Consider the following 20455-nt stretch of genomic DNA (forward strand, 5'->3'; position numbering starts at 1 on the left):
GCGACAGGTAATTCACATCACCTCCTGACCTGTTGAAGCAATAACACCTGCGTCACCCGCCGCTCCTCCACCGCTGCCACCGTCAGGCGCCAGCCCTCATGCTCCAGGCTATCGCCCACCACCGGCAGGCGGTCGAGCAGGCTCATTACCAGACCGGCCAGGGTCTGGTAATCCTCGGTCGCGACAGCCTTGAAGCCGGTACGTTGACGAATCTGGGTGAGGTTCAAGGCGCCATTCGCTCGGAAGCCAGCGCCCTCCTCGACAATATCCGGCCCTTCGATCTCGCTGGCATCCGGCAATTCACCGGCGATGGATTCAAGAATGTCGGTCATGCTCAACACGCCCATGAAGTCACCGAATTCGTTGATCACGAAGGCAATATGGGTCGATTCCTGGCGCATCTGTTCCAGGGCGTTGAGGATCGAAAAGCTCTCCAGCAGGTTGATCGCCCGACGCGCGAGGTGTTCCAGGTTCGGCTCGTTGCCGGCCAGGTATTCCTTGAGCAGTTCCTTCTTGTGCACGAAGCCCAGCGGCTCATCCACCGCGCCATTACGGATCAACGGCAGGCGCGAATAGGACGAATGCATCAGTTTCAGGCGAATCGTGTCGGGATCATCCGCCAGGTCGATAAAGTCGACCTTGGCGCGCGGCGTCATCAAGGTGCGAATCGGCCGCTCGGCCAGTTGCAGCACACCGCTGATCATCACCCGCTCACGTCGGTCGAACAGCGGCCCTTGCGCTGCATCCGTCTCGCCCAACAGGTCGGCCACGTCTTCATCCACTTCTTCCACCGCCAGGCTGCGGCCGCCGAGCAAGCGCATCACCGCATGGGCCGTCCGCTCACGCACCGGCAACACACCCTGTGCAGATTTCTTGCGACGCGCGCGGGCAATCTGGTTGAACACCTCGATCAGGATCGAGAAACCAATCGCCGCGTACAGATAGCCCTTGGGAATATGGAAACCCAGGCCTTCGGCGGTCAGGGCAAAACCGATCATCATCAGGAAGCCCAGGCACAGCATGATCACCGTCGGGTGGGCGTTGACGAAGCGCGTGAGCGGCTTACTCGCGACGATCATCAGGCCGATGGAAATGATCACCGCGATCATCATCACCGCCAACTCATCCACCATGCCGACGGCAGTAATCACCGCATCCAGGGAAAACACCGCATCGAGCACCACGATCTGCGCCACGATCGGCCAGAACATGGCGTACGCCACGTTGCCGGTGCGCTGGGCCACATGACCTTCCAGGCGTTCGTGCAATTCCATGGTGGCCTTGAACAACAGGAACACACCGCCGAACAGCATGATCAGGTCACGCCCGGAGAAGCTCTTGTCGAACACCTCGAACAGCGGCTGGGTGAGGGTCACCAACCAGGAAATACTCGCCAGCAGGCCCAGGCGCATCAGCAACGCCAGGGACAAACCGATCAACCGCGCACGGTCACGTTGCTCCGGCGGGAGCTTGTCCGCCAGGATCGCAATAAACACCAGGTTGTCGATGCCCAGCACCAGTTCCAGCACAATCAAGGTCAACAGGCCGAGCCAGGCCGTTGGATCCGCTAACCATTCCATTTATAAAGTCTCTGTATTCAGGTGTTCAGAATGCCGGACACGGCAATGCGCGGTCAGTGGACCGGGACAAGGTTATCAGTCGGAATACGGGGTGCTTCAGGGGGAACAGCGGCAGCAAATGTCTTGGGGAAAGACGACTGGGAGGCTCCGAGAGGATGTTCATGCACGTCCTGAAATAACAAAAGGACTTGAATCCTACAGGCGAAATACAAATTTCCCACAATGCAAAACTATTACAAAACCTGTCTTCGAACCCCACACAAAATCATGTGGGAGGGGGCTTGCCCCCGATGAGGGTGTGTCAGTAAATGCAACTGTGACTGACCCACCGCCATCGGGGGCAAGCCCCCCACATTTGAGCACTGACGTGTCAGGTTTTACGGGTTGCATCGTCCAGCGCCAGGATGGTGTGGGCATTCGTCACCGTCGTCGCCAACGTATTGATCACGCCCGACCGCAGCGCCCCCAACGTCGCCGCCGCCTTGGTGTTCTCGCTGGCAATCGCCACCACGTCCGGGATGCGAAACAACTCCTGCACCGTCAACCCGATCACCCGCCCCTGAATCGCGTTGACCGCCGGCTGGCCGTGAATATCGATGAAGTCATAGCCCATCATGTCGCCCACGGTGCCGGACAGCCGCGCCTGGGCAATCTCCTGGGGCGAGAACCAGCCCATGCGCACCATGTTGCTGTTCTCGCTCATGTCACCGATGCCGATCAGCGCCATGTCTGCCCGCCGCGCGCGGTCGAGGGTGGAGCGCACCGTGTCGTTATTGATCAACACACCGCGCAGCTCCGGGTTGGCCACCAGGGCCGGGGCGTACAGGCTTTCACTCTCGCCGCCAAAGCGCAGGGCCAGGCGTCGGCAGATATGGTCGGGGTTCATGTATTCACCGGCCTTGAGCGAACCACCGATGGCGCAGACAAATGTGCAGTTGCGCGTCACCGGCAGGAACACGTTATCGGCCACGGCACCGACATTGCGGCCCATGCCGACGGCGACGATCATGCCGTCGCTCAAGGTCTTGTTCAGGTAGTTGGCCACCAGGCTGGCGACGGCCGAGCGCTGGGTATCGGGATCGCTGTGATCGACCGCGATCAACGCACGATCCAGCTTGAAGCGCGCCACCAGCGCCTGTTCCAGCTCGTTGTTCATCGCCGGGTGCTGCAATACGCGCACCTCGACAATGCCTTCGTCCCGCGCACGTTTGAGCAGCCGGCTGACTTTTGCCCGCGACAGGTCGAAACGCTTGGCGATGGCTTCCTGAGTGACGTTCTCGAGGTAATAGAGCATCGCCACTTCAGTCATCTGATCAATATCACTGGCCATGCGCTGGGTACTGTCACTCATGGGGACGGGCTTCCGTTTCGGCGTCAAAGGCGCATTCTCCCGACTCTTGCCCTGCTACGTCCACTATTGATGCCCATCGCGCTCGATCGCATTGATGCGCTCGACCTTGGCCCCGGAACGTGCCGCCTCGAACTCCGACTCCAGGAACGACTTGACGATGCTTTTCGCCAGTTCGGCGCCGATCACCCGCGCGCCGATAGACAGGATCTGCGCATCGTTGCTCTTGCGCGCCCGCTCTGCCGAGTAGGTGTCATGGGCCTGGGCCGCACGAATCCCGAGCACCTTGTTGGCCGAGATCGCCATGCCGATCCCCGTGCCGCACACCAGCACGCCCAGGCGCTGCTGCCCGGCATTGATGGCGGTGGCCACGGCCAGGGCGATGTCCGGGTACAACACCGGCGCGGTGGAATGGGTGCCGAAGTCGGTCACCGGATAGCCCAGCGCCTCGATATGGCGCTTTAACAGCTCCTTGAGCTCAAAACCCGCTTCATCGCATCCGATAGCCACCGGGAAAGGTGTGTTCATGGCGTCTGGCTCCGCTGCCGTGATCGTGCTTACGACTGATCAATTGATCACTCAATGAAATATCTCTCATCCATTTCGCGGGCTTTACCCCCTTTCTGTCAAGCATGATTTAACTGACTCGCCAGTCAAAGCGCTCTAAAAAAGGGTAATCTCCGCAAAAGAGCAGAATCACAGCATTTACATGAAAGAGATTGACTGATCAGAATTTCATTTGATACACATATGATCACAGCGAAACATGACTGTGCGACCTAATAAGAATTCACAGCACGAGGACACGCCGATGGCCACGCCATTACTGCTCCAGGCTGAACACGTCGCCAAGGCTTATGCCGGCATCCCTGCCCTGCGTGACGGGCGTCTCTCTCTGCGAGCCGGTAGCGTTCACGCCCTGTGCGGCGGCAATGGCGCAGGCAAGTCGACTTTCCTGAGCATCCTGATGGGCATTACCCAGCGTGATGCCGGCAGCATTCTGCTCAACGGCACCTCCGTACAGTTCAACCGCCCCAGCGAAGCCCTCGCGGCGGGGATCGCGATGATCACCCAGGAACTGGAACCGATCCCCTACATGACCGTTGCCGAAAACATCTGGCTGGGCCGTGAACCGCGTCGCGCCGGCTGTATCGTCGACAACAAGGCCTTGAACCGCCGCACCCGCGAACTGCTGGAAAGCCTGGAATTTGATGTAGACGCCACCAGCCCCATGCACCGCCTGAGCGTGGCGCAGATCCAGCTGGTGGAAATCGCCAAGGCGTTCAGCCATGAATGCCAGGTGATGATCATGGACGAGCCCACCTCGGCCATTGGCGAGCGCGAAGCCGAAACCCTGTTCAAGGCGATCCGCCGCCTCACCGCGCGCGGCGCCGGCATCGTGTATGTGTCGCACCGCTTGAGCGAGCTGGCGCAGATCGCCGATGACTACAGCATTTTCCGCGACGGCGCCTTTGTGGAAAGCGGGCGCATGGCCGACATCGACCGCGACCATCTGGTGCGCGGCATCGTTGGCCAGGAGCTGACTCGCATCGACCACAAAGTCGGCCGCGAGTGTGCCGCCGACACCTGCCTGCAAGTCGACAACCTCAGCCGCGCCGGCGAGTTCCACGACATCAGCCTGCAGCTGCGCCAGGGTGAAATCCTCGGTATATACGGCCTGATGGGCTCGGGACGCAGTGAATTCCTCAACTGCATCTATGGCCTGACCGTGGCGGACTCCGGCAGCGTGACCCTGCAAGGCAAGCCCATGCCCATCGGCCTGCCCAAGGCAACCATCAATGCCGGCATGTCGCTGGTCACCGAAGACCGCAAGGACAGCGGCCTGGTGCTGACCGGCAGCATTCTTTCCAACATCGCCCTGTCGGCCTACAAGCGCCTGTCGAGCTGGTCGTTGATCAATGCGCGCAAGGAAACCCAACTGGCCCAGGACATGGTCAAGCGCCTGCAGATCAAAACCACCTCGTTGGAACTGCCGGTGGCGTCCATGAGCGGCGGCAACCAACAGAAAGTGGTGCTCGCCAAATGCCTGTCGACCGAACCGGTGTGCCTGCTCTGCGATGAGCCGACCCGGGGTATCGATGAGGGCGCCAAGCAGGAGATCTACCACCTGCTGGATCAATTCGTGCGCGCCGGTGGCGCCGCCATCGTGGTGTCGTCGGAAGCCCCGGAACTGTTGCACCTGAGTGATCGCATCGCCGTCTTCAAGGGCGGTCGCCTGGTGACCATCAGCACCGACACCGCCCTTTCCCAGGAAGCCTTGTTGAGTCTTGCCTCATGAATGCCAAAACCATTGCCGCCCCCATCACCACAGCGCCGCGCAACCGCCTGCGCCTGTCCCTCGACCGTTTCGGCCTGCCGCTGGTGTTTATCCTGCTGTGTGTGGTGATGGCGTTTTCCAGCGAGTACTTCATGACCTGGCGCAACTGGATGGACATCCTGCGCCAGACCTCCATCAACGGCATCCTCGCGGTGGGCATGACCTACGTAATCCTGACCAAGGGCATCGACCTTTCCGTAGGCTCGATCCTGGCCTTTGCCGGATTGTGCAGCGCCATGGTCGCGACCCAGGGCTACGGGCTGCTGGCGGCGGTGAGTGCAGGGATGTTTGCCGGTGCGATGCTCGGCGTGGTCAACGGCTTTATGGTCGCCAACCTGTCGATCCCACCGTTCGTGGCCACCCTCGGCATGCTCAGCATTGCGCGCGGCATGACCTTCATCCTCAACGACGGCAGCCCGATCACCGACCTGCCCGACGCCTACCTGGCACTGGGCATCGGCAAGATCGGCCCGATTGGCGTGCCGATCATCATCTTCGCCGTGGTCGCGCTGATCTTCTGGATGGTGCTGCGCTACACCACCTACGGCCGCTACGTGTATGCGGTGGGTGGCAATGAAAAAAGCGCGCGCACCTCCGGGATCGGCGTGCGCAAGGTGATGTTTTCGGTGTACGTGGTGTCCGGCCTGCTCGCCGGGTTGGCGGGTGTGGTGTTGTCGGCACGCACCACCTCCGCCCTGCCCCAGGCCGGGGTGTCTTATGAGCTGGACGCGATTGCCGCCGTGGTCATCGGCGGCACCAGCCTGTCGGGCGGCACCGGCAGCATTGTCGGCACGCTGTTCGGTGCGTTGTTGATCGGCGTGATCAACAACGGCCTGAATCTGCTCGGCGTGTCCTCCTATTACCAGCAGGTCGCCAAGGGCCTGATCATCGTGTTTGCAGTACTGATCGACGTGTGGCGCAAGAAAAAACGCTAGAGAACGACCACTACAACAATAACCGGAGTTCCCCCCATGAAACTTGGTACCACCTTGGCCGCCGCGGCGGCTCTCTCCCTGCTCGCCAGCAGTATCGCAACAGCTGCCGATGGCAAGACCTACAAAGTCGGCGCGGCCGTTTATGGCCTCAAGGGCCAGTTCATGCAGAACTGGGTCCGCGAGCTCAAGGAACACCCGGCGGTCAAGGACGGCACCGTGCAGTTGACCGTGTTCGACGGCAACTACGACGCCCTGACCCAGAACAACCAGATCGAAAACATGGTCACCCAGCGCTACGACGCGATCCTGTTCGTGCCGATCGACACCAAGGCCGGCGTCGGCACTGTCAAGCAAGCCATGAGCAACGACGTGGTGGTTATCGCCTCCAACACCAAAGTCGCCGACGCCTCGGTGCCCTACGTCGGTAACGATGATGTGGAAGGCGGCCGCCTGCAGGCCCAGGCCATGGTCGACAAGCTCAATGGCAAGGGCAACGTCGTGATCATTCAGGGCCCGATTGGCCAGTCGGCGCAGATCGATCGGGAAAAAGGCGAACTGGAAGTGCTGGGCAAGCACCCGGACATCAAGATCATCGAGAAGAAGACCGCCAACTGGGACCGCGCCCAGGCCCTGGCGCTGACCGAAGACTGGCTGAACGCCCACCCCAAAGGCATCAACGGCGTGATCGCACAGAACGACGACATGGCCCTCGGCGCCGTGCAGGCCCTCAAATCCCACGGCCTCACGTCCAAGGATGTGCCCGTCACCTCTATCGACGGCATGCCGGACGCAATCCAGGCGGCGAAAAAAGACGAAGTAACCACCTTCCTCCAGGACGCCCAGGCCCAGTCCCAAGGCGCGCTGGACGTGGCCCTGCGCGCGCTGGCCGGTAAGGACTATAAGCCGCAGTCGGTGATCTGGGAGCGCTATGCCAAGGACGTGAAGTGGGGTGATGGCACGGCCAAGACCTACATCCTGCCGTGGGTGCCTGTGACTAACGCCAACGCCGATGCGCTGTACAAACAAGTCAGCAGCGGTAAGTAGTTATTGACTTGAAATACAGTCAAGTGTGGGAGGGGGCTTGCTCCCGATGGCGGTGTACCAGTGATAGATCAGGTGACTGACCCACCGCCATCGGGGGCAAGCCCCCTCCCACATGAGATCTTCACTGTTTTCGAAAATGGAGTCATGTAAATGTCTGGATTCTGGAACCAAGCCTTCGACCTCAGCGGTCGTTGCGCGGTGATCACCGGCGGCGCCGCCGGTATCGGCCTGGCTTGCGCCAGCCTGCTGGTGGAGCGCGGCGCCCGCGTGGCCTTGCTCGACCGCGACCCGGCGGTGGCTGAAGTGGCCGCGAGCCTGGGCGCCGGGCATCTGGGCATTGCCGTCGACCTCAGCCAGATCAACCAGGTGCAACACACCATCGACCAGGTCTTCGAACACTTCCAACGCCTGGACTACCTGATCAACAGCGCCGGCGTGGCCCTGCTGGACAAGGCTGTCGATGTCAGCGAAAGCGCCTGGGACACCACCCTGGACATCAACCTCAAGGCCAGCTTTTTCGTGGCCCAGGCCTGCGCCCGGCACATGCTGGCCCAAGGCAGTGGGCGCATTATCAACCTCGCGTCCCAGGCCGCAGTGATCGGCCTCGACCGGCACGTCGCCTACTGCGCCAGCAAAGCGGCCATCGTCGGCATGACCAAGGTGCTGGCCATGGAATGGGCACCGCACATCAACGTCAACGCCATCTCCCCCACCATCGTCGAGACCGCGCTGGGCAAGAAGGCCTGGGCCGGAGAAGTCGGCGAACGCGCCAAATTGCAGATCCCGGCGGGCCGCTTTGCACAACCGGAAGAAATCGCCGGGCTGGCGCTGTACCTGCTCAGCGATGCCGCGCAGATGATCACCGGCGCCAACATGGTGATCGACGGCGGCTACAGCATTCAGTAATTCATTTTATCTGTCGTGAGGCTCTGTCATGTCCACCGTCACCGAACGCACACCCGAACAACTCTCCCCGGTCATCCCGAAAACCATGCAGGCCGTGGTTTGCCATGGCCCGGAAGACTATCGCCTGGAAACCGTCGACGTACCCACGCCCGGCCCTGATGAAATCCTCACCAAGGTCGAGCTGTGCGGCATTTGCATGGGCGACATCAAGACCTATCGCGGCGCGCCGTCATTCTGGGGCGATGCCGAACAACCGCGCTACGTAAAGCCGCCGATGATCCCCGGCCATGAGTTCGTCTGTCGCGTGGTCGCCCTGGGGCCCGGCGCGGAAAAACGCGGCGTGAAGGTCGGTGACCGAGTGATCTCGGAGCAGATCGTGCCGTGCTGGGGCTGCCGCTTCTGCAACCACGGCCAATACTGGATGTGCCAGAAACACGACCTCTATGGTTTCCAGAACAATGTGCAGGGCGCCATGGCCCAGTACATGATCTTCACCAAGGAAGGCATCATTCACAAAGTACCGGAATCCATCGCCCCCGACGAAGCGATCCTGATCGAACCCCTGGCCTGCTCACTGCATGCGGCGGAGCGCGCCAACGTCGACCATGACGACATTGTGGTGGTCGCCGGTGCCGGCACCCTGGGCCTGGGCATCATCGGCGCCGTGCGCTTGCGCAACCCGAAAAAACTCATCGTGCTCGACATGAAACCCGAACGCGCCGCCCTCGCCCTGCGCATGGGGGCCGACGAAGTGTGGAACCCGGCCGAAGTCGACGTCATGGCCAAGATTCGCGCGATCACCGACGGCTACGGCTGCGACATCTATATCGAGGCCACCGGGCACCACAAGGCAGTGAACCAGGGCCTGGCGATGCTGCGCAAGCTGGGCCGATTCGTTGAGTTCAGCGTATTCAACGACGAGGCGACGGTGGACTGGTCGATCATCGGCGACCGCAAGGAGCTGGACATCCTCGGCTCGCACCTGGGCCCGTATATGTACCCGCGGGCCATCGACTTTATCGGCAACCGCAAGATTGATATGCGCGACGTGGTGACCCACAAATTCGCCCTGGCGGACTTCAAGGAAGCGTTTGCGGTGATGGAGCGTGGCGACAAGTCGCTCAAGGTTGTACTCGAGCCGTAAGACCACTAACTATCCAAATGTGGAAGGGGGCAAGCCCCCTCCCACACTGGCTAGCGGTGAACCAATAAAAAACAGGAACCCGCGTTATGAATCGAGTCATCAACGATCCGGACCAAGTGGTCGAGGACATGCTGCGCGGCATCCTGGTCGCGCACCCCGAACTGCGCCAATACGAGAGCAACCCACGGGTGATCGTCAAGGCCAGGCCTTCCGGGCCAGGCCGTGTCGGCATTGTCACGGGCGGAGGTTCCGGCCATGAGCCGGCGTTTCTCGGCTATGTCGGCCCCGGCCTGGTCGATGCCGTGGCCGTCGGCGAAGTGTTCTCCTCGCCCACCGCCAAGAGCTTTTTCGACGCCTTTCGCGCCGCCGACCATGGCGCTGGCGTGGCCTGCCTGTACGGCAACTATGCCGGCGACAATATGAACGTGAAGCTGGCGATGAAAATGGCCGCCAGCAAAGACATGCGCATCCGCACCGTAGTCGCCAACGACGACGTGGCTTCCGCGCCCAAGGCCGAGATCGCCAAGCGCCGTGGCGTGGCCGGGGAAATCTTCATGTGGAAGATCGGCGGCGCCGCAGCCGCCCAGCATTACGACCTGGACGGTGTGATTCGCGTCGCGCAGAAAACCGTCGACCACTGCCGCTCGATTGGCATCGGCCTCACGCCCTGCACCATTGCCGCCGTGGGCAAGCCGAACTTCCAGATCGCCGACGGCCAGATGGAACTGGGCATCGGTCATCACGGCGAACCGGGCATTGAGGTTGTCCCGATCGAATCCGCCGCCGCCATGGCCGAGCGCATGCTTGCGCCGATCCTCGCCGACCGCGACTTCAGCCAGGACGACAGCGTGGTGGTGCTGGTCTCCGGCCTCGGCGCCACGCCGGTGATGGAGTTGTATATTTTCTACGCCGAGGTCGAGAGACAGCTCAAGGCCAAGGGCTTGAAGATTCACCGTTGCTACGTCGGCAACTACTTCACCTCCCTGGAAATGATGGGCGTGACCCTGACCCTGCTCGGCCTCGACGCGGAGCTGAAAACCCTGATCGACCAACCCTGCCGCTCCATCGGCATGACCCAGGCGGACTGAACCATGAGCCAGCATTTTTCCAGCCACGACGGCAGCGCCATCGTCACCGACCTGGTCAGCGTGATTGTGGCCAACCGCGAATACCTCAGCGAAGTCGACGGCGCGATTGGCGACGGCGACCATGGCATCAACATGGCCAAGGGCTTTGCCCATTGCGGGCGCACCCTCGAAGGTCGCCAACTGAGCCTCGCCGAAGCCCTGGATGAACTGACCCTGAGCCTGATGGAAGGCATCGGCGGCTCCATGGGGCCGCTGTATGGCAGCCTGTTTATCGGTATGGCCGACGAAGTGCGCGGCCATGATGACATCGACGCCGCCACCTTCGCCCACCTGCTGCGCGGTGGCTTGACCTCGTTGCAGGACATCACCGAAGCGGGCGTCGGTGACAAGTGCCTGATGGATACGTTGATCCCGGCGGTGGAAGCGTTTGAGCGCGCGCATGCCTCGGGGGCGTCGTTCAACGATGCACTGGAGGCGATGAAAACCGCCGCCTCGCAAGGGCGCGACTCCACCAAGGACCTGGTGGCGAAGATCGGTCGCGCCAGTCGCCTGGGCGAGCGCTCACTGGGCGTGCTGGATGCGGGGGCGGTGTCGTGCTGCCTGATCCTTACGCGTCTGGCGGATTCAGTGCAGCCGCGCCTGAGTGTTTGACCTGCTGGATATACCGCGCCACCGCCGGCGCTTTCTCGAAGCGCCGGTGAATCAGCGACAGCCACGACGATGCATCGCTGCCCTGAATGCTGCGGTACACCACGCCCGGCAACTGCACATGCGCGACCATTGATGCGGGCACCACCGCCACGCCCTGGCCCATCGACACCAGCGCCACCACCGCGACCAGCCCGCCCGGTTGCGGCCCCAGGCGCGGCGCATAACCGCCTTGCGCGGCGATATGCAGGGTGCCGCTGATTTGCTCCGGCAGGATAAATGTCTCGTTTTGCAGGTGTTCGCAGCCAATGGCCGCGAGCCCCAGCAGCCAGGAATCCTGGGGCAACGCCAAGACAAAACCTTCGCTGTCCAGGCGCACCGCCTCCAGCCCTTCGGGCAACGTCATCGGCGAGCGGATGTAGCCGATGTCGTAGCGCCCGTCCGCCACCGCACCCGGCAGCGTGGCCATGGCGCATTCGCGCACAGTCACGCTCACGTCGGGAAATGCCTGGCCGAACGCGCGCATCTGCCGCTGCAACAGCCCGGAGTACACCGCCGAGGCCACATAACCCAATTCGATATGGCCGATCTCGCCACGCCCGGCACGCTGGGCATGCCGTTGGGCGAATTCGAACTGGCGCACGGTGGCTTCAGCTTCGACCAGCAAGGCCGCGCCGGCTTCGGTGAGGCTGACTTCGCGTTGCTGGCGGATAAACAGGCGAGTGCCCAGGCTGGTTTCCATGTCCTGGATCTGCCGACTCAGGGTCGGTGGCGCGACCCCCAATTGCTCGGCGGCGCGGGTGAAGTTGCGCTGCCGGGCCACAGCGAGGAAGTAGCGAAAATGGCGGATGTCCATAGCAGGATTAGCTCAAAGGTAATGAAGTATTCCATACCGGCTAACAATGTCAGCAATGGCCGGGGATAAGCTTGAAGCACCTCAACACTAGAGAGCCCTTGCGATGTCCGTCAACTGCATTCCCCATATTGCCTGTAAGGTAATCCAATCATGAGCCGGGTCAGCCCGCGCCTGACGTTGCTGACCGCATCCGGCGTCTGCTCGCTGATCGTGCTCGACACCAATATCGTCGCCGTGACCCTGCCGAGCATCGCCCGCGACCTGGGGGCGAACTTCGCCGATATCGAGTGGGTGGTCAGCGCCTATATGCTGGCGTTTGCCGCTTTGCTGCTGCCGGCCGGGAGCATTGCTGATCGGTTCGGCCGCAAGAAATCCCTGGTCTGGGGCCTGAGTGTTTTTATCCTCGCCTCCCTTGGCTGCGGGGCGGCGCCGAGTGCGTTGTGGCTGGACATCGCCCGTGCGGTAAAGGGCGTGGGCGCAGCGTTATTGCTCACTTCGGCCCTGGCCTCCATTGGTCACACCTTCCACGATGAGGTCGAGCGGGCCAAGGCCTGGGCGTTCTGGGGGGCCTGCATGGGCGTGGCGATGACGGCCGCGCCGACCGTGGGCGGCTTGATCACCGAGTACCTGGGCTGGCGCTGGATTTTCTACCTCAACCTGCCCGTGGGCCTGGCGCTGATGGCCTTGGTATTGCGCGCGATTCCGGAATCCCGCGATACCCAATCCGCCCGCCTCGACCCGTGGGGCAGCCTGGCCTTCAGCGCGAGCCTGTTGTGTCTGATCTGGGGCCTGATCGAGGCCAACCGCGTCGGCTGGGACAACCCGCTGACTTATGCGCGCCTGATCGGCGGTGCGGTGTTGCTCGGTGTGTTTGTGGGGGTCGAACGTGTGCAACAGCGCCCCATGGTGGACCTGCAACTGTTTCGCCACCCGCGTTTTATCGGTGCCTTGCTCGGGATGTTTGCCTACGCCGGGTGCGCCCAGGTGATGATGACGTTGCTGCCGTTTTATCTGCAGAACGGCCTGGGTTTGTCCGCAATTGCCTCGGGCCTGGGCATGCTGCCGTTCGCCTTGACCATGCTGGTCTGCCCACGGATTGGCGCGCGCCTGGCGGGTCGCTTCGCACCGGCAACGATGATGGCGGCCGGATTGACCCTGGTGGGCTGCGGCAACCTGTTAAGTGCCTGGGCGGTGAATATCGGCGGCTACGTGCCCTTCGCCCTGGCGATTGCAGTCACCGGGGCCGGGGCCGGTTTGCTCAACGGCGATACGCAGAAAAACATCATGGCCTGCGTGCCACGGGACCGTGCGGGCATGGCCTCGGGCATGAGCACCACCATGCGGTTCAGCGCGATCATGTTGGCGATTGGCGTGTATGGCGCACTGCTGAGCAGCAACAGTGAGCAGTTGTTGCGCGCAAGTATCGACCCGCAATGGCAGGCGCAGGTGACGGGAATTGCTTCGCGGGTGGTGGCTGGGGATATGCCGGCGGCAATGGGTCTGTTGCCGGAATCCGCCCGGACGGTGGTGCAACCGCTGGCGCGGCAGGCGTTTGTGGACGGGTTCAGCGGGGTGTTGTGGGTGGCAGGGTTATTGGGATTGCTCGGAGCGCTGGTGGTGGGGAGGCTGATGCGCAAGCCGATACCCACACCGAACTAAATGTGGGAGAGGGCTGACCCTAATACCAGTCAGTTAAGGAGGAACACTGTAACTGTGGCGAGCGGGCTTGCCCCGCGTTGGGCTGCGCAGCAGCCCCAATAAGAGCGCTGCAGTGTGCCAGGCAGGTCCGGGGCTGTGTTTTGGGGCTGCTTCGCAGCCCAACGCGGGGCAAGCCCGCTCGCCACAACAGCCCTATCTGCCGGGCGTTCAGCGTTGAGCTAAAGTTGTGTAGATACCTATGCCCCTATGAGGGTGTGTCAGTAAATGCAACTGTGACTGACCCATCGCCATCGGGGGCAAGCCCCCTCCCACAGGGGACTGCATGCATTCTGAACGTCGGGTTACCAGAACCGTTGCTGGGTCAGGCGGCTCCACCAGGTCAGCAGCACCCGGTCTACCGAGCCGCTGGCCGCCAGGCCCACCCGCTCCTGCAGGCTTTTACGCTCGGCATAGTGCAGGTGGAACACCTCGGCGGTCTTGGCCTTGGTGGCCAGGTATTCGTCGCTGGTTTGCAGTTCGTCGACCAGTTGCTTATCCAGCGCTGCAACCCCCAGCCAAACTTCACCAGTGGCCACGTCATCAATCGCCAGCTGTGGGCGATAACGCGACACGAAGTTCTTGAACAGCTGATGGGTGATGTCCAGGTCTTCCTGGAACTTCTCGCGGCCCTTCTCGGTGTTTTCGCCAAAGACCGTGAGAGTGCGTTTGTACTCGCCGGCGGTCAGCACTTCAAAGTCGATGTCGTGCTTTTTCAGCAGGCGGTTGACGTTGGGCAGCTGCGCCACCACGCCAATGGAGCCGAGGATCGCAAACGGTGCGCTGATGATCTTCTCGCCGATGCACGCCATCATGTAGCCGCCGCTGGCTGCGACCTTGTCGATGCACACGGTCAACGGCACGCCCGCCTGGCGGATACGCGCCAGTTGCGACGACGCCAGGCCGTAGCTGTGCACCATGCCGCCGCCGCTTTCCAGGCGCAGCACCACTTCGTCCTTGGGCGTGGCCAGGCTCAGCAGCGCGGTGATTTCATGGCGCAGGCTCTCGGTGGCCGAGGCCTTGATGTCGCCGTCGAAATCCAGCACGAACACCCGTGGCTTGGCCTCGGGTTTCTTCTTGCTGTTCTTCTTTTCGGCTTTGCTTTCGGACTTGCGCAGGGCCTTGAGCTGCTCCTTGTCGAGCAAGCTCGACTCGAGGCGCTCACGCAGGCCCTTATAGAAGTCATTGAGCTTGCTGACCTGCAGTTGGCCGGCGGCTTTGCGACGCCCTTTACTGCGCAGTGCCGCGAAGCTGATCAGTACCACCAGAATAGCGACCACCAGGGTGACGGTCTTCGCCAGAAAGCTCGCGTATTCAGCCAGAAAATCCATGTGTCTCCTTAAAAATGCACTGCGCCAGGCGCGGATTGCCCAAGCATACCGACGGGACCGCCGGGCGACCAGTGCTCAAACAACCAGCAGGTGCGCGCTCTAACGGGGTTTTAAAACAAGCGTATGTTTTTTCATTGACAGCTCCCTGGCATCCTCATAACCTCGCCAGACTTTCAACGTACCGGGAAAACGGACGTGGGCAGCATCTATTTGATTCGACATGGCCAGGCCTCCTTCGGTGCAGACGATTATGACGTCCTGTCGCCCGTCGGCGTGGAACAAGCGCAAGTGCTCGGTCGTCACCTGGCGGATATGGGCCTGGTGTTCGACCGTTGCGTGGCCGGCGACCTGCGCCGCCAGCAGCACACGGCCACCGCCGCCTTCGATCAATACAGCACCCTAGGCCTGCCTGTTCCTGCATTGGAAACCGACAGCGCCTTCAACGAATTCGACGCCGACGCAATCATCCGCGCCCTGCTCCCCGACCTGCTCAGCAGCGAACCCGACGCCCTGGACATCCTGCGCAACGCCGCGCAAAACCGCAGCGAGTTCCAACGCATCTTCGCCCTGATCATTGAGCGTTGGCTGGCCGGCACCTATGACACGCCGGGGCTGGAAAGCTGGCTGGGCTTCGTGGAGCGCGTCCAGGGTGGCCTGCAACGCATTCTTGAAGCAGCGGACAACACGCAGAAAATCGCCGTGTTCACCTCCGGTGGCACCATCACCGCCCTGCTCCACCTGATTACCCGGATGCCTGCCGCCCAGGCCTTCGAACTGAACTGGCAAATTGTTAACACCTCGCTCAACCAGCTGAAATTCCGCGGTCGCGAGGTGGCACTGGCTTCCTTCAACAGTCACACCCACTTGCAACTGTTGAAGGCGCCGCAACTCATCACCTTCCGATGAAATGCGGCCAACCGTGACCCCAAGGTCACTGGACTCACCATAAAAGGATCGAAACCATGACTGACGTAGCTAAAGCCGTAGAAGCAATGAAAGCCAAATTCAACCCAGCCGCTGCTGCCGGCCTGGACTTGGTGTTCGGTTTTCGTATCGACGACACCCAGAACTTCTCGCTGATCGTCAAAGACAGCACCTGCGAACTGCAAGAAGGCGAAAACCCTGACGCCCAAGTGACCCTGGTCATGGACGGCGAGACCATGAAAGGCATCGTCGACGGCTCCACCGACGGCATGCAGGCCTTCATGGGCGGCAAGCTGCGCGCTGAAGGCGACATGATGCTGGCCATGAAGCTGAGCGAACTGTTCCCGGCCTGATTCACGGGCAACCCTGAATCGCTGTGGGAGGGGGCTTGCCCCCGATGGCGGTTTGTCAGTCGCTTCATCAGTTGACTGATTCACCGCTATCGGGGGCACGCCCCCTTCCACATTTGGGCTGTAGCAGCAACGCCACCAACGCACTCCACCCGGTCTGGTGTGATGCGCCCAGCCCTCGCCCGGTCTCGCCATGGAAATACTCATGGAACAACACCAGGTCGCGACTGGCCGGGTCCGCCTCCAACTGCGCATACCCGGCCATCGATGGCCGTGCACCGTTTTCATCCCGCAGAAACAAACGAGTCAGCCGCTGGCTGAGGCTGTCGGCCACTTCCTCCAGCGATGCCAGATACCCACTGCCCGTCGGGTATTCCACCGAGAAGTTGTCCGCGTAATAGCGGTGAAATTCGCGCAGCGATTCGATCAGCATGTAGTTCACCGGCATCCACAATGGCCCGCGCCAGTTGGAATTGCCGCCGTACAAGCGCGAGTCGGATTCACCCGGCTGGTAACGGGCGCACAGGGTGTCGCCATTCATCTTCAGCGCCAATGGCTGCTCGGCGAACGCCTTGGACAGGGAACGCACGCCAAAGGCCGAGAGAAACTCGTCATCATCGAGCATGCGCCGCAGCAGATCCTTGGTGCGCTCGCCACGCAACAGCGCGAGTAACAGACGATTGCCCTGGCCCGGTTCGTTCCAGCGCGACACCAGCTTGGCCAGGTCCGGCCGGTGATGCATGAAACCCAACAGCCGCTCACGCAACCCCGCCAGCCCTTCGTGTTCGCGCTGTTCCAGCACCAGCACGGCAAACAACGGCATCAGGCCGACGATGGAGCGCAGGCGCACCGGCTCGTTCTGGCCGTCGGGACGGTGCAGTACGTCGTAGAAGAACAGGTCCTGTTCGTCCCACAGGCCTTCGGCGCTGTCGTCGACACGGTTGATGGCGCCGGCGATGTACAGGAAGTGCTCGAAAAACTTCACGGCAATATCAACGTACACGACATTGCGCTTGGCCAACTCCAGGCCGATGCGCATCAAGTCCAGCGCATACGCCGCCACCCAGGCGGTGCCGTCGGCCTGATCGAGCTGATAACCCGGCGGCAACGCCGCCGAGCGGTCGAACAAGGCGATATTGTCCAGCCCCAGGAAGCCGCCCTGGAACAGGTTGCGGCCTTCGGCGTCCTTGCGGTTGACCCACCAGGAGAAATTCAGCAGCAGCTTGTGGAAGATCCGCTCGAGGAAATCCAGATCGCCCACACCGGTCAGCGCCTTGTCCTGCTGATACACGCGCCAACTGGCCCAGGCATGCACCGGTGGGTTGGCGTCGTCGAAACGCCATTCATAGGCTGGCAGTTGACCGTTGGGGTGCATGAAGCGGTCCTTCACCAGCAACAACAACTGTTTCTTGGCATACCCAGGATCAATCAGTGCAAACGCCACCGCCTGGAAACCCTGGTCCCAGGAGGCGTACCACGGGTATTCCCAGGTGTCGGGCATGGACAGGATGTCGAAGTTGGACAGGTGCCGCCAATGGGTATTGCGGATATGCAGGCGCTCGGGCGGTGGCGCGGGCTGGGCCGGGTCGCCGTCAAGCCACTGGTTCACATCGAAATAGTAGAGCTGCTTGGACCACAGCAAGCCGGCCAGGGCCTGGCGCTGCACATTGCGGGCGTCGTCATCGACGATGCCTTGCTGCAAGGCGGCGTAGAAGTCATCGGCCTCCTGGCGACGCTGTTCAAACAGTTTGCGCGCGTTGACCTCGGGGGCATCCACGGGCGCAAAGCGCAGGTAAAGGCTTTTGCTTTGCAGGCCCGCCAGTTCAAGGATAAAGCGCGCGGCAACCTTGGTACCGGTGTCGCGACGAATCGCAGCATCCAGCCCTTCGACCACGTAATCGTTGACCCCATCCTTGAACGGCCCCGGCGCCGCTTGCCCGTCGAGCAACGGGAAGTTGCTTTCGTTTTCACAGAACAGCCATTCCAGGCCTTCCTGGCCCCAGGCGCTGAGATGCCGATCGGGCAGTTCATGATGACGGGCCAACACGTGTTCGCCCTCCAGCCTCAACTGCGGCTTGCGCGCATCAACGGTCCAGCTCCAGTCATTGCGCGCCCACACCTGCGGCAGCACCTGCAGGCGCGTCGGCTGCTGCGAACGGTTGTGCACGGTGACGCGCATGAAAATATCGTCGGGCTGGTGCTTGGCGTATTCGATGCTGACGTCGCAGTAGCGGTTGTCTTCGAACACGCCGGTATCAAGGATCTCGTACTCGGCATCGTCCAGCCCACGCCGGGCGTTTTCGGCGAGCAGGTCGGCGTAGGGAAAGGCGGCATGGGGGTATTTGTAGAGCATGCGCATGTAGGCATGGCTGGGCACGCCGTCGACGAAAAAGTACAGCTCCTTGACGTCTTCACCGTGGTTGCCCTCGGCGTTATTCAGGCCGAACAGGCGCTCCTTGAGGATCGCGTCGCGCTCGTTCCACAGGGCCAGGCCCAGGCACCAGCGTTGTGCCTTGTCGCTGAAACCGGCCAGGCCATCCTCGCCCCACCGATAGGCGCGGCTGCGCGCATGTTCATGGGGGAAGTAAGTCCAGGCATCGCCGTCGGCGCTGTAGTCTTCGCGCACCGTGCCCCATTGGCGTTCGCTCAGATAGGGGCCCCACTCGCGCCAACGCTCGGCATTCTGCGTCGCCAGGCGTTGGCCTTCAATCGTGTCCAGTATTCGGGTGTCGGGTGTGGCCGTCATCGGGTCCTCCATCGCCTACCAGGTGAGGAGCAGTGTAGAGCCCAATGACGCCCGGGCGCACATGAAGACTTAGAAGATGGCGTACGTGTAGTTGAAGATCAGGCGGGTCTGGTCCTGATCGGCGGTGCCGGTGTTTTTGCCGTGATAGGTACCGGTACGCAAGGTGGTACCGAAGCCTTTCAGAGGACCGGCCTGGACTACATAGTCGAGGCGCAAGTCGGTTTCGTTTTCTTTCTGGTCAGGGCCACCGGCCACCTTCGACTTGATATCCGTACCGTCCAGGTAGGCCACGGACGCTTTCAAGCCCGGCACGTAGGCCTTGAAGTCATACGCGTACTGCCCGAAGTTGACCTGCTCGCCCGCCCGAGAGAATTGGCCCACCACCGCGTCGGTGAACAGGTAGAAGTCGCTGCCGCCGGCACCTTGGGCGTGCGGGTCGGCAAGGCTGCCCTGGTTGACCCACACAAAGCCACCGTCGCCACCCACGCCGATATGGCCGAGCATCAGGCTGCTGCCGCCCAGTTGGTAGGTGAACGCGGCACTGTAGGTTTTGTTGTCCACTTCGTTCGCGTGCTTGGCGTAGCCGCCGTTGTTGTTGAACTGGTAGCCGCTCTCGCCATTCTTGCCGTCGCTGCTGCTGTCGAAGTAACGCAGATCGGTCTTGAACGACTGATCGTTACCCAGCGGCAGCACATGGACCAGGCCAACGTAGTTCTGTTTGTAGAAGTCCTGCAGGTTGGCGTAGTAGTACTGCAACGTCAGGTTTTTCGCGATGGCGTTGTCGGACGAACCAAACGGTTTGTAGTCCACCCCACCGAATTTGAAGCTGTCGCTGTCGCGCGTACCGCCGGCCACGCTCAAGCCCGTGGAGTTGCTGGAGGCACGGCCTTCGACGCGGTTCAGCTCGCCGCCGGTGAAGGTGACGTTGGGAATATCGCTGGAGGTAAGGATGCCGCCGTCAAAGGTTTGCGGGGCCACGCGGCTGTCGTTGGAGACCAGGATCGGCAGCACCGGCGCCAAGCCACCACCGACATGCAACTCGGTCTGGGAAATGCGGAACTTCACGTTGCCGGCTGCGCGACCGAAGGCATCAGCCGGCTCGGTGCCGTTGTTCCTGGTCGGGAAAAAGCTGTTGCCGTTACCCGCCAGGCCCGGGCCCGCGGTGTGACCATCGCCACCGTCCAGGCGCAGGGCACCGAAGGCCATCACGTCGAAACCCAGGCCAACGGTGCCTTGGGTGAAACCGGATTTGTAGTCGAAACGCAGCGCGGTTGCCGCTTCGCGCAAGTCGTTGTTAGTCCCCGAGCGGTTATCCGCGCTGTAGTACATGGTCCGCGAACTGACGGACGCATGGCTGTCTTCGAGAAAGCCGCTGTGGCCATTGCCCGTGCCCAGCGAACCGAGCCCGAAGTCATCCGCGTAAGCCTGTTGTGCAAGAACGGCGGCCGTGATCGACAACGCCAGTGTAGAAATTTTCATTAACTGCGGCCCCTGAATGTTTTTTTATCGTGCTTGGCGTGCA

17 protein-coding genes are annotated in these 20455 nt (G+C 61.8%); 10 read left to right on the top strand and 7 right to left on the bottom strand.

The genetic code is table 11. The features are described 5' to 3' along the window. Window positions 1-17: 17 nt before the first annotated feature. From AB1462_RS07355 to rpiB, 3 genes are all read right to left on the bottom strand, one after another. Window positions 18-1580 carry a TerC family protein gene (locus AB1462_RS07355; protein ID WP_259193121.1) on the bottom strand — a complete coding sequence of 521 codons (1563 nt, stop codon included), beginning with the start codon at window positions 1578-1580 and terminating at the stop codon, window positions 18-20. A 370-nt stretch (window positions 1581-1950) separates the two neighbouring features. After that, window positions 1951-2931: a sugar-binding transcriptional regulator gene (locus tag AB1462_RS07360; protein WP_027608636.1), complete on the bottom strand. Its 981-nt coding sequence runs from the start codon at window positions 2929-2931 to the stop codon at window positions 1951-1953. Window positions 2932-2994: 63 nt separating this feature from the next. Further along, entirely contained in the window at window positions 2995-3456 is a 462-nt protein-coding gene (gene rpiB, locus AB1462_RS07365; RefSeq protein ID WP_016969738.1) for a ribose 5-phosphate isomerase B, read from the bottom strand. Between the two features lie 283 nt (window positions 3457-3739). Between rpiB and AB1462_RS07370 the strand changes: the two genes are divergently transcribed. From AB1462_RS07370 to dhaL, 7 genes are all read left to right on the top strand, one after another. Then, entirely contained in the window at window positions 3740-5227 is a 1488-nt protein-coding gene (locus AB1462_RS07370; protein ID WP_090403344.1) for a sugar ABC transporter ATP-binding protein, read from the top strand. Next, the gene (locus AB1462_RS07375) at window positions 5224-6201 is read left to right on the top strand and encodes an ABC transporter permease (RefSeq protein ID WP_027608638.1); all 978 of its coding nucleotides are present in this window, start codon (window positions 5224-5226) and stop codon (window positions 6199-6201) included. The genes AB1462_RS07370 and AB1462_RS07375 overlap by 4 nt, the downstream gene beginning before the upstream one ends. 36 nt (window positions 6202-6237) lie before the next feature. Next, a complete protein-coding gene (locus tag AB1462_RS07380; protein WP_090403342.1) occupies window positions 6238-7245 on the top strand; it encodes a substrate-binding domain-containing protein in 1008 nt (335 codons plus the stop codon). A gap of 150 nt (window positions 7246-7395) precedes the next feature. Then, entirely contained in the window at window positions 7396-8151 is a 756-nt protein-coding gene (locus AB1462_RS07385) for a GolD/DthD family dehydrogenase (protein WP_315338493.1), read from the top strand. A 28-nt stretch (window positions 8152-8179) separates the two neighbouring features. Beyond that, window positions 8180-9295 carry an alcohol dehydrogenase catalytic domain-containing protein gene (locus tag AB1462_RS07390; protein WP_090403338.1) on the top strand — a complete coding sequence of 372 codons (1116 nt, stop codon included), beginning with the start codon at window positions 8180-8182 and terminating at the stop codon, window positions 9293-9295. Between the two features lie 86 nt (window positions 9296-9381). Next, complete coding sequence (locus tag AB1462_RS07395; RefSeq protein WP_090403332.1) at window positions 9382-10383, top strand: dihydroxyacetone kinase subunit DhaK; 1002 nt, start codon at window positions 9382-9384, stop codon at window positions 10381-10383. Between the two features lie 3 nt (window positions 10384-10386). Then, on the top strand, window positions 10387-11034 hold the full coding sequence (gene dhaL, locus AB1462_RS07400) for a dihydroxyacetone kinase subunit DhaL (RefSeq protein ID WP_090403330.1): 648 nt from the start codon (window positions 10387-10389) through the stop codon (window positions 11032-11034). Here the strand turns inward: dhaL and AB1462_RS07405 are convergent. After that, window positions 10991-11887 carry a LysR family transcriptional regulator gene (locus AB1462_RS07405; RefSeq protein ID WP_367246472.1) on the bottom strand — a complete coding sequence of 299 codons (897 nt, stop codon included), beginning with the start codon at window positions 11885-11887 and terminating at the stop codon, window positions 10991-10993. The genes dhaL and AB1462_RS07405 overlap by 44 nt on opposite strands. A gap of 150 nt (window positions 11888-12037) precedes the next feature. Here AB1462_RS07405 and AB1462_RS07410 point away from each other — a divergent pair, with 150 nt between their 5' ends. After that, window positions 12038-13546 carry an MFS transporter gene (locus tag AB1462_RS07410; protein ID WP_367246473.1) on the top strand — a complete coding sequence of 503 codons (1509 nt, stop codon included), beginning with the start codon at window positions 12038-12040 and terminating at the stop codon, window positions 13544-13546. A gap of 341 nt (window positions 13547-13887) precedes the next feature. On the opposite strand, the gene sohB is transcribed toward AB1462_RS07410, so the two are convergent. After that, window positions 13888-14913, bottom strand: coding sequence for a protease SohB (gene sohB, locus AB1462_RS07415; protein WP_090403324.1), 1026 nt, complete (start codon window positions 14911-14913; stop codon window positions 13888-13890). A 195-nt stretch (window positions 14914-15108) separates the two neighbouring features. Between sohB and AB1462_RS07420 the strand changes: the two genes are divergently transcribed. After that, window positions 15109-15819 carry a histidine phosphatase family protein gene (locus tag AB1462_RS07420; protein WP_090403321.1) on the top strand — a complete coding sequence of 237 codons (711 nt, stop codon included), beginning with the start codon at window positions 15109-15111 and terminating at the stop codon, window positions 15817-15819. 56 nt (window positions 15820-15875) lie between these two features. Next, window positions 15876-16190, top strand: a complete 315-nt coding sequence (locus AB1462_RS07425; protein WP_259193127.1) for an SCP2 sterol-binding domain-containing protein — start codon at window positions 15876-15878, stop codon at window positions 16188-16190. Window positions 16191-16257: 67 nt separating this feature from the next. On the opposite strand, the gene AB1462_RS07430 is transcribed toward AB1462_RS07425, so the two are convergent. Beyond that, a complete protein-coding gene (locus AB1462_RS07430; RefSeq protein ID WP_367246474.1) occupies window positions 16258-18933 on the bottom strand; it encodes a glucosidase in 2676 nt (891 codons plus the stop codon). A gap of 69 nt (window positions 18934-19002) precedes the next feature. Continuing rightward, window positions 19003-20412: an OprD family outer membrane porin gene (locus AB1462_RS07435; protein WP_315338500.1), complete on the bottom strand. Its 1410-nt coding sequence runs from the start codon at window positions 20410-20412 to the stop codon at window positions 19003-19005. Window positions 20413-20455 lie beyond the last annotated feature (43 nt).

This window comes from Pseudomonas sp. SB113 (genome assembly GCF_040754745.1).
Lineage (GTDB): Bacteria > Pseudomonadota > Gammaproteobacteria > Pseudomonadales > Pseudomonadaceae > Aquipseudomonas > Aquipseudomonas grimontii.

Excerpts from the sequence above, each read along its gene's own strand:
- AB1462_RS07360 (WP_027608636.1), bottom strand. The coding sequence starts at position 2,931 with ATGAGTGACAGTACCCAGCGCATGGCCAGTGATATTGATCAGATGACT.
- AB1462_RS07355 (WP_259193121.1), bottom strand. The coding sequence starts at position 1,580 with ATGGAATGGTTAGCGGATCCAACGGCCTGGCTCGGCCTGTTGACCTTG.
- AB1462_RS07410 (WP_367246473.1), top strand. The coding sequence starts at position 12,038 with ATGAGCCGGGTCAGCCCGCGCCTGACGTTGCTGACCGCATCCGGCGTC.
- AB1462_RS07380 (WP_090403342.1), top strand. The coding sequence starts at position 6,238 with ATGAAACTTGGTACCACCTTGGCCGCCGCGGCGGCTCTCTCCCTGCTC.
- AB1462_RS07375 (WP_027608638.1), top strand. The coding sequence starts at position 5,224 with ATGAATGCCAAAACCATTGCCGCCCCCATCACCACAGCGCCGCGCAAC.
- rpiB (WP_016969738.1), bottom strand. The coding sequence starts at position 3,456 with ATGAACACACCTTTCCCGGTGGCTATCGGATGCGATGAAGCGGGTTTT.
- AB1462_RS07390 (WP_090403338.1), top strand. The coding sequence starts at position 8,180 with ATGTCCACCGTCACCGAACGCACACCCGAACAACTCTCCCCGGTCATC.
- AB1462_RS07405 (WP_367246472.1), bottom strand. The coding sequence starts at position 11,887 with ATGGACATCCGCCATTTTCGCTACTTCCTCGCTGTGGCCCGGCAGCGC.
- sohB (WP_090403324.1), bottom strand. The coding sequence starts at position 14,913 with ATGGATTTTCTGGCTGAATACGCGAGCTTTCTGGCGAAGACCGTCACC.
- AB1462_RS07385 (WP_315338493.1), top strand. The coding sequence starts at position 7,396 with ATGTCTGGATTCTGGAACCAAGCCTTCGACCTCAGCGGTCGTTGCGCG.
- AB1462_RS07435 (WP_315338500.1), bottom strand. The coding sequence starts at position 20,412 with ATGAAAATTTCTACACTGGCGTTGTCGATCACGGCCGCCGTTCTTGCA.
- AB1462_RS07425 (WP_259193127.1), top strand. The coding sequence starts at position 15,876 with ATGACTGACGTAGCTAAAGCCGTAGAAGCAATGAAAGCCAAATTCAAC.
- AB1462_RS07430 (WP_367246474.1), bottom strand. The coding sequence starts at position 18,933 with ATGACGGCCACACCCGACACCCGAATACTGGACACGATTGAAGGCCAA.
- AB1462_RS07370 (WP_090403344.1), top strand. The coding sequence starts at position 3,740 with ATGGCCACGCCATTACTGCTCCAGGCTGAACACGTCGCCAAGGCTTAT.
- AB1462_RS07395 (WP_090403332.1), top strand. The coding sequence starts at position 9,382 with ATGAATCGAGTCATCAACGATCCGGACCAAGTGGTCGAGGACATGCTG.
- dhaL (WP_090403330.1), top strand. The coding sequence starts at position 10,387 with ATGAGCCAGCATTTTTCCAGCCACGACGGCAGCGCCATCGTCACCGAC.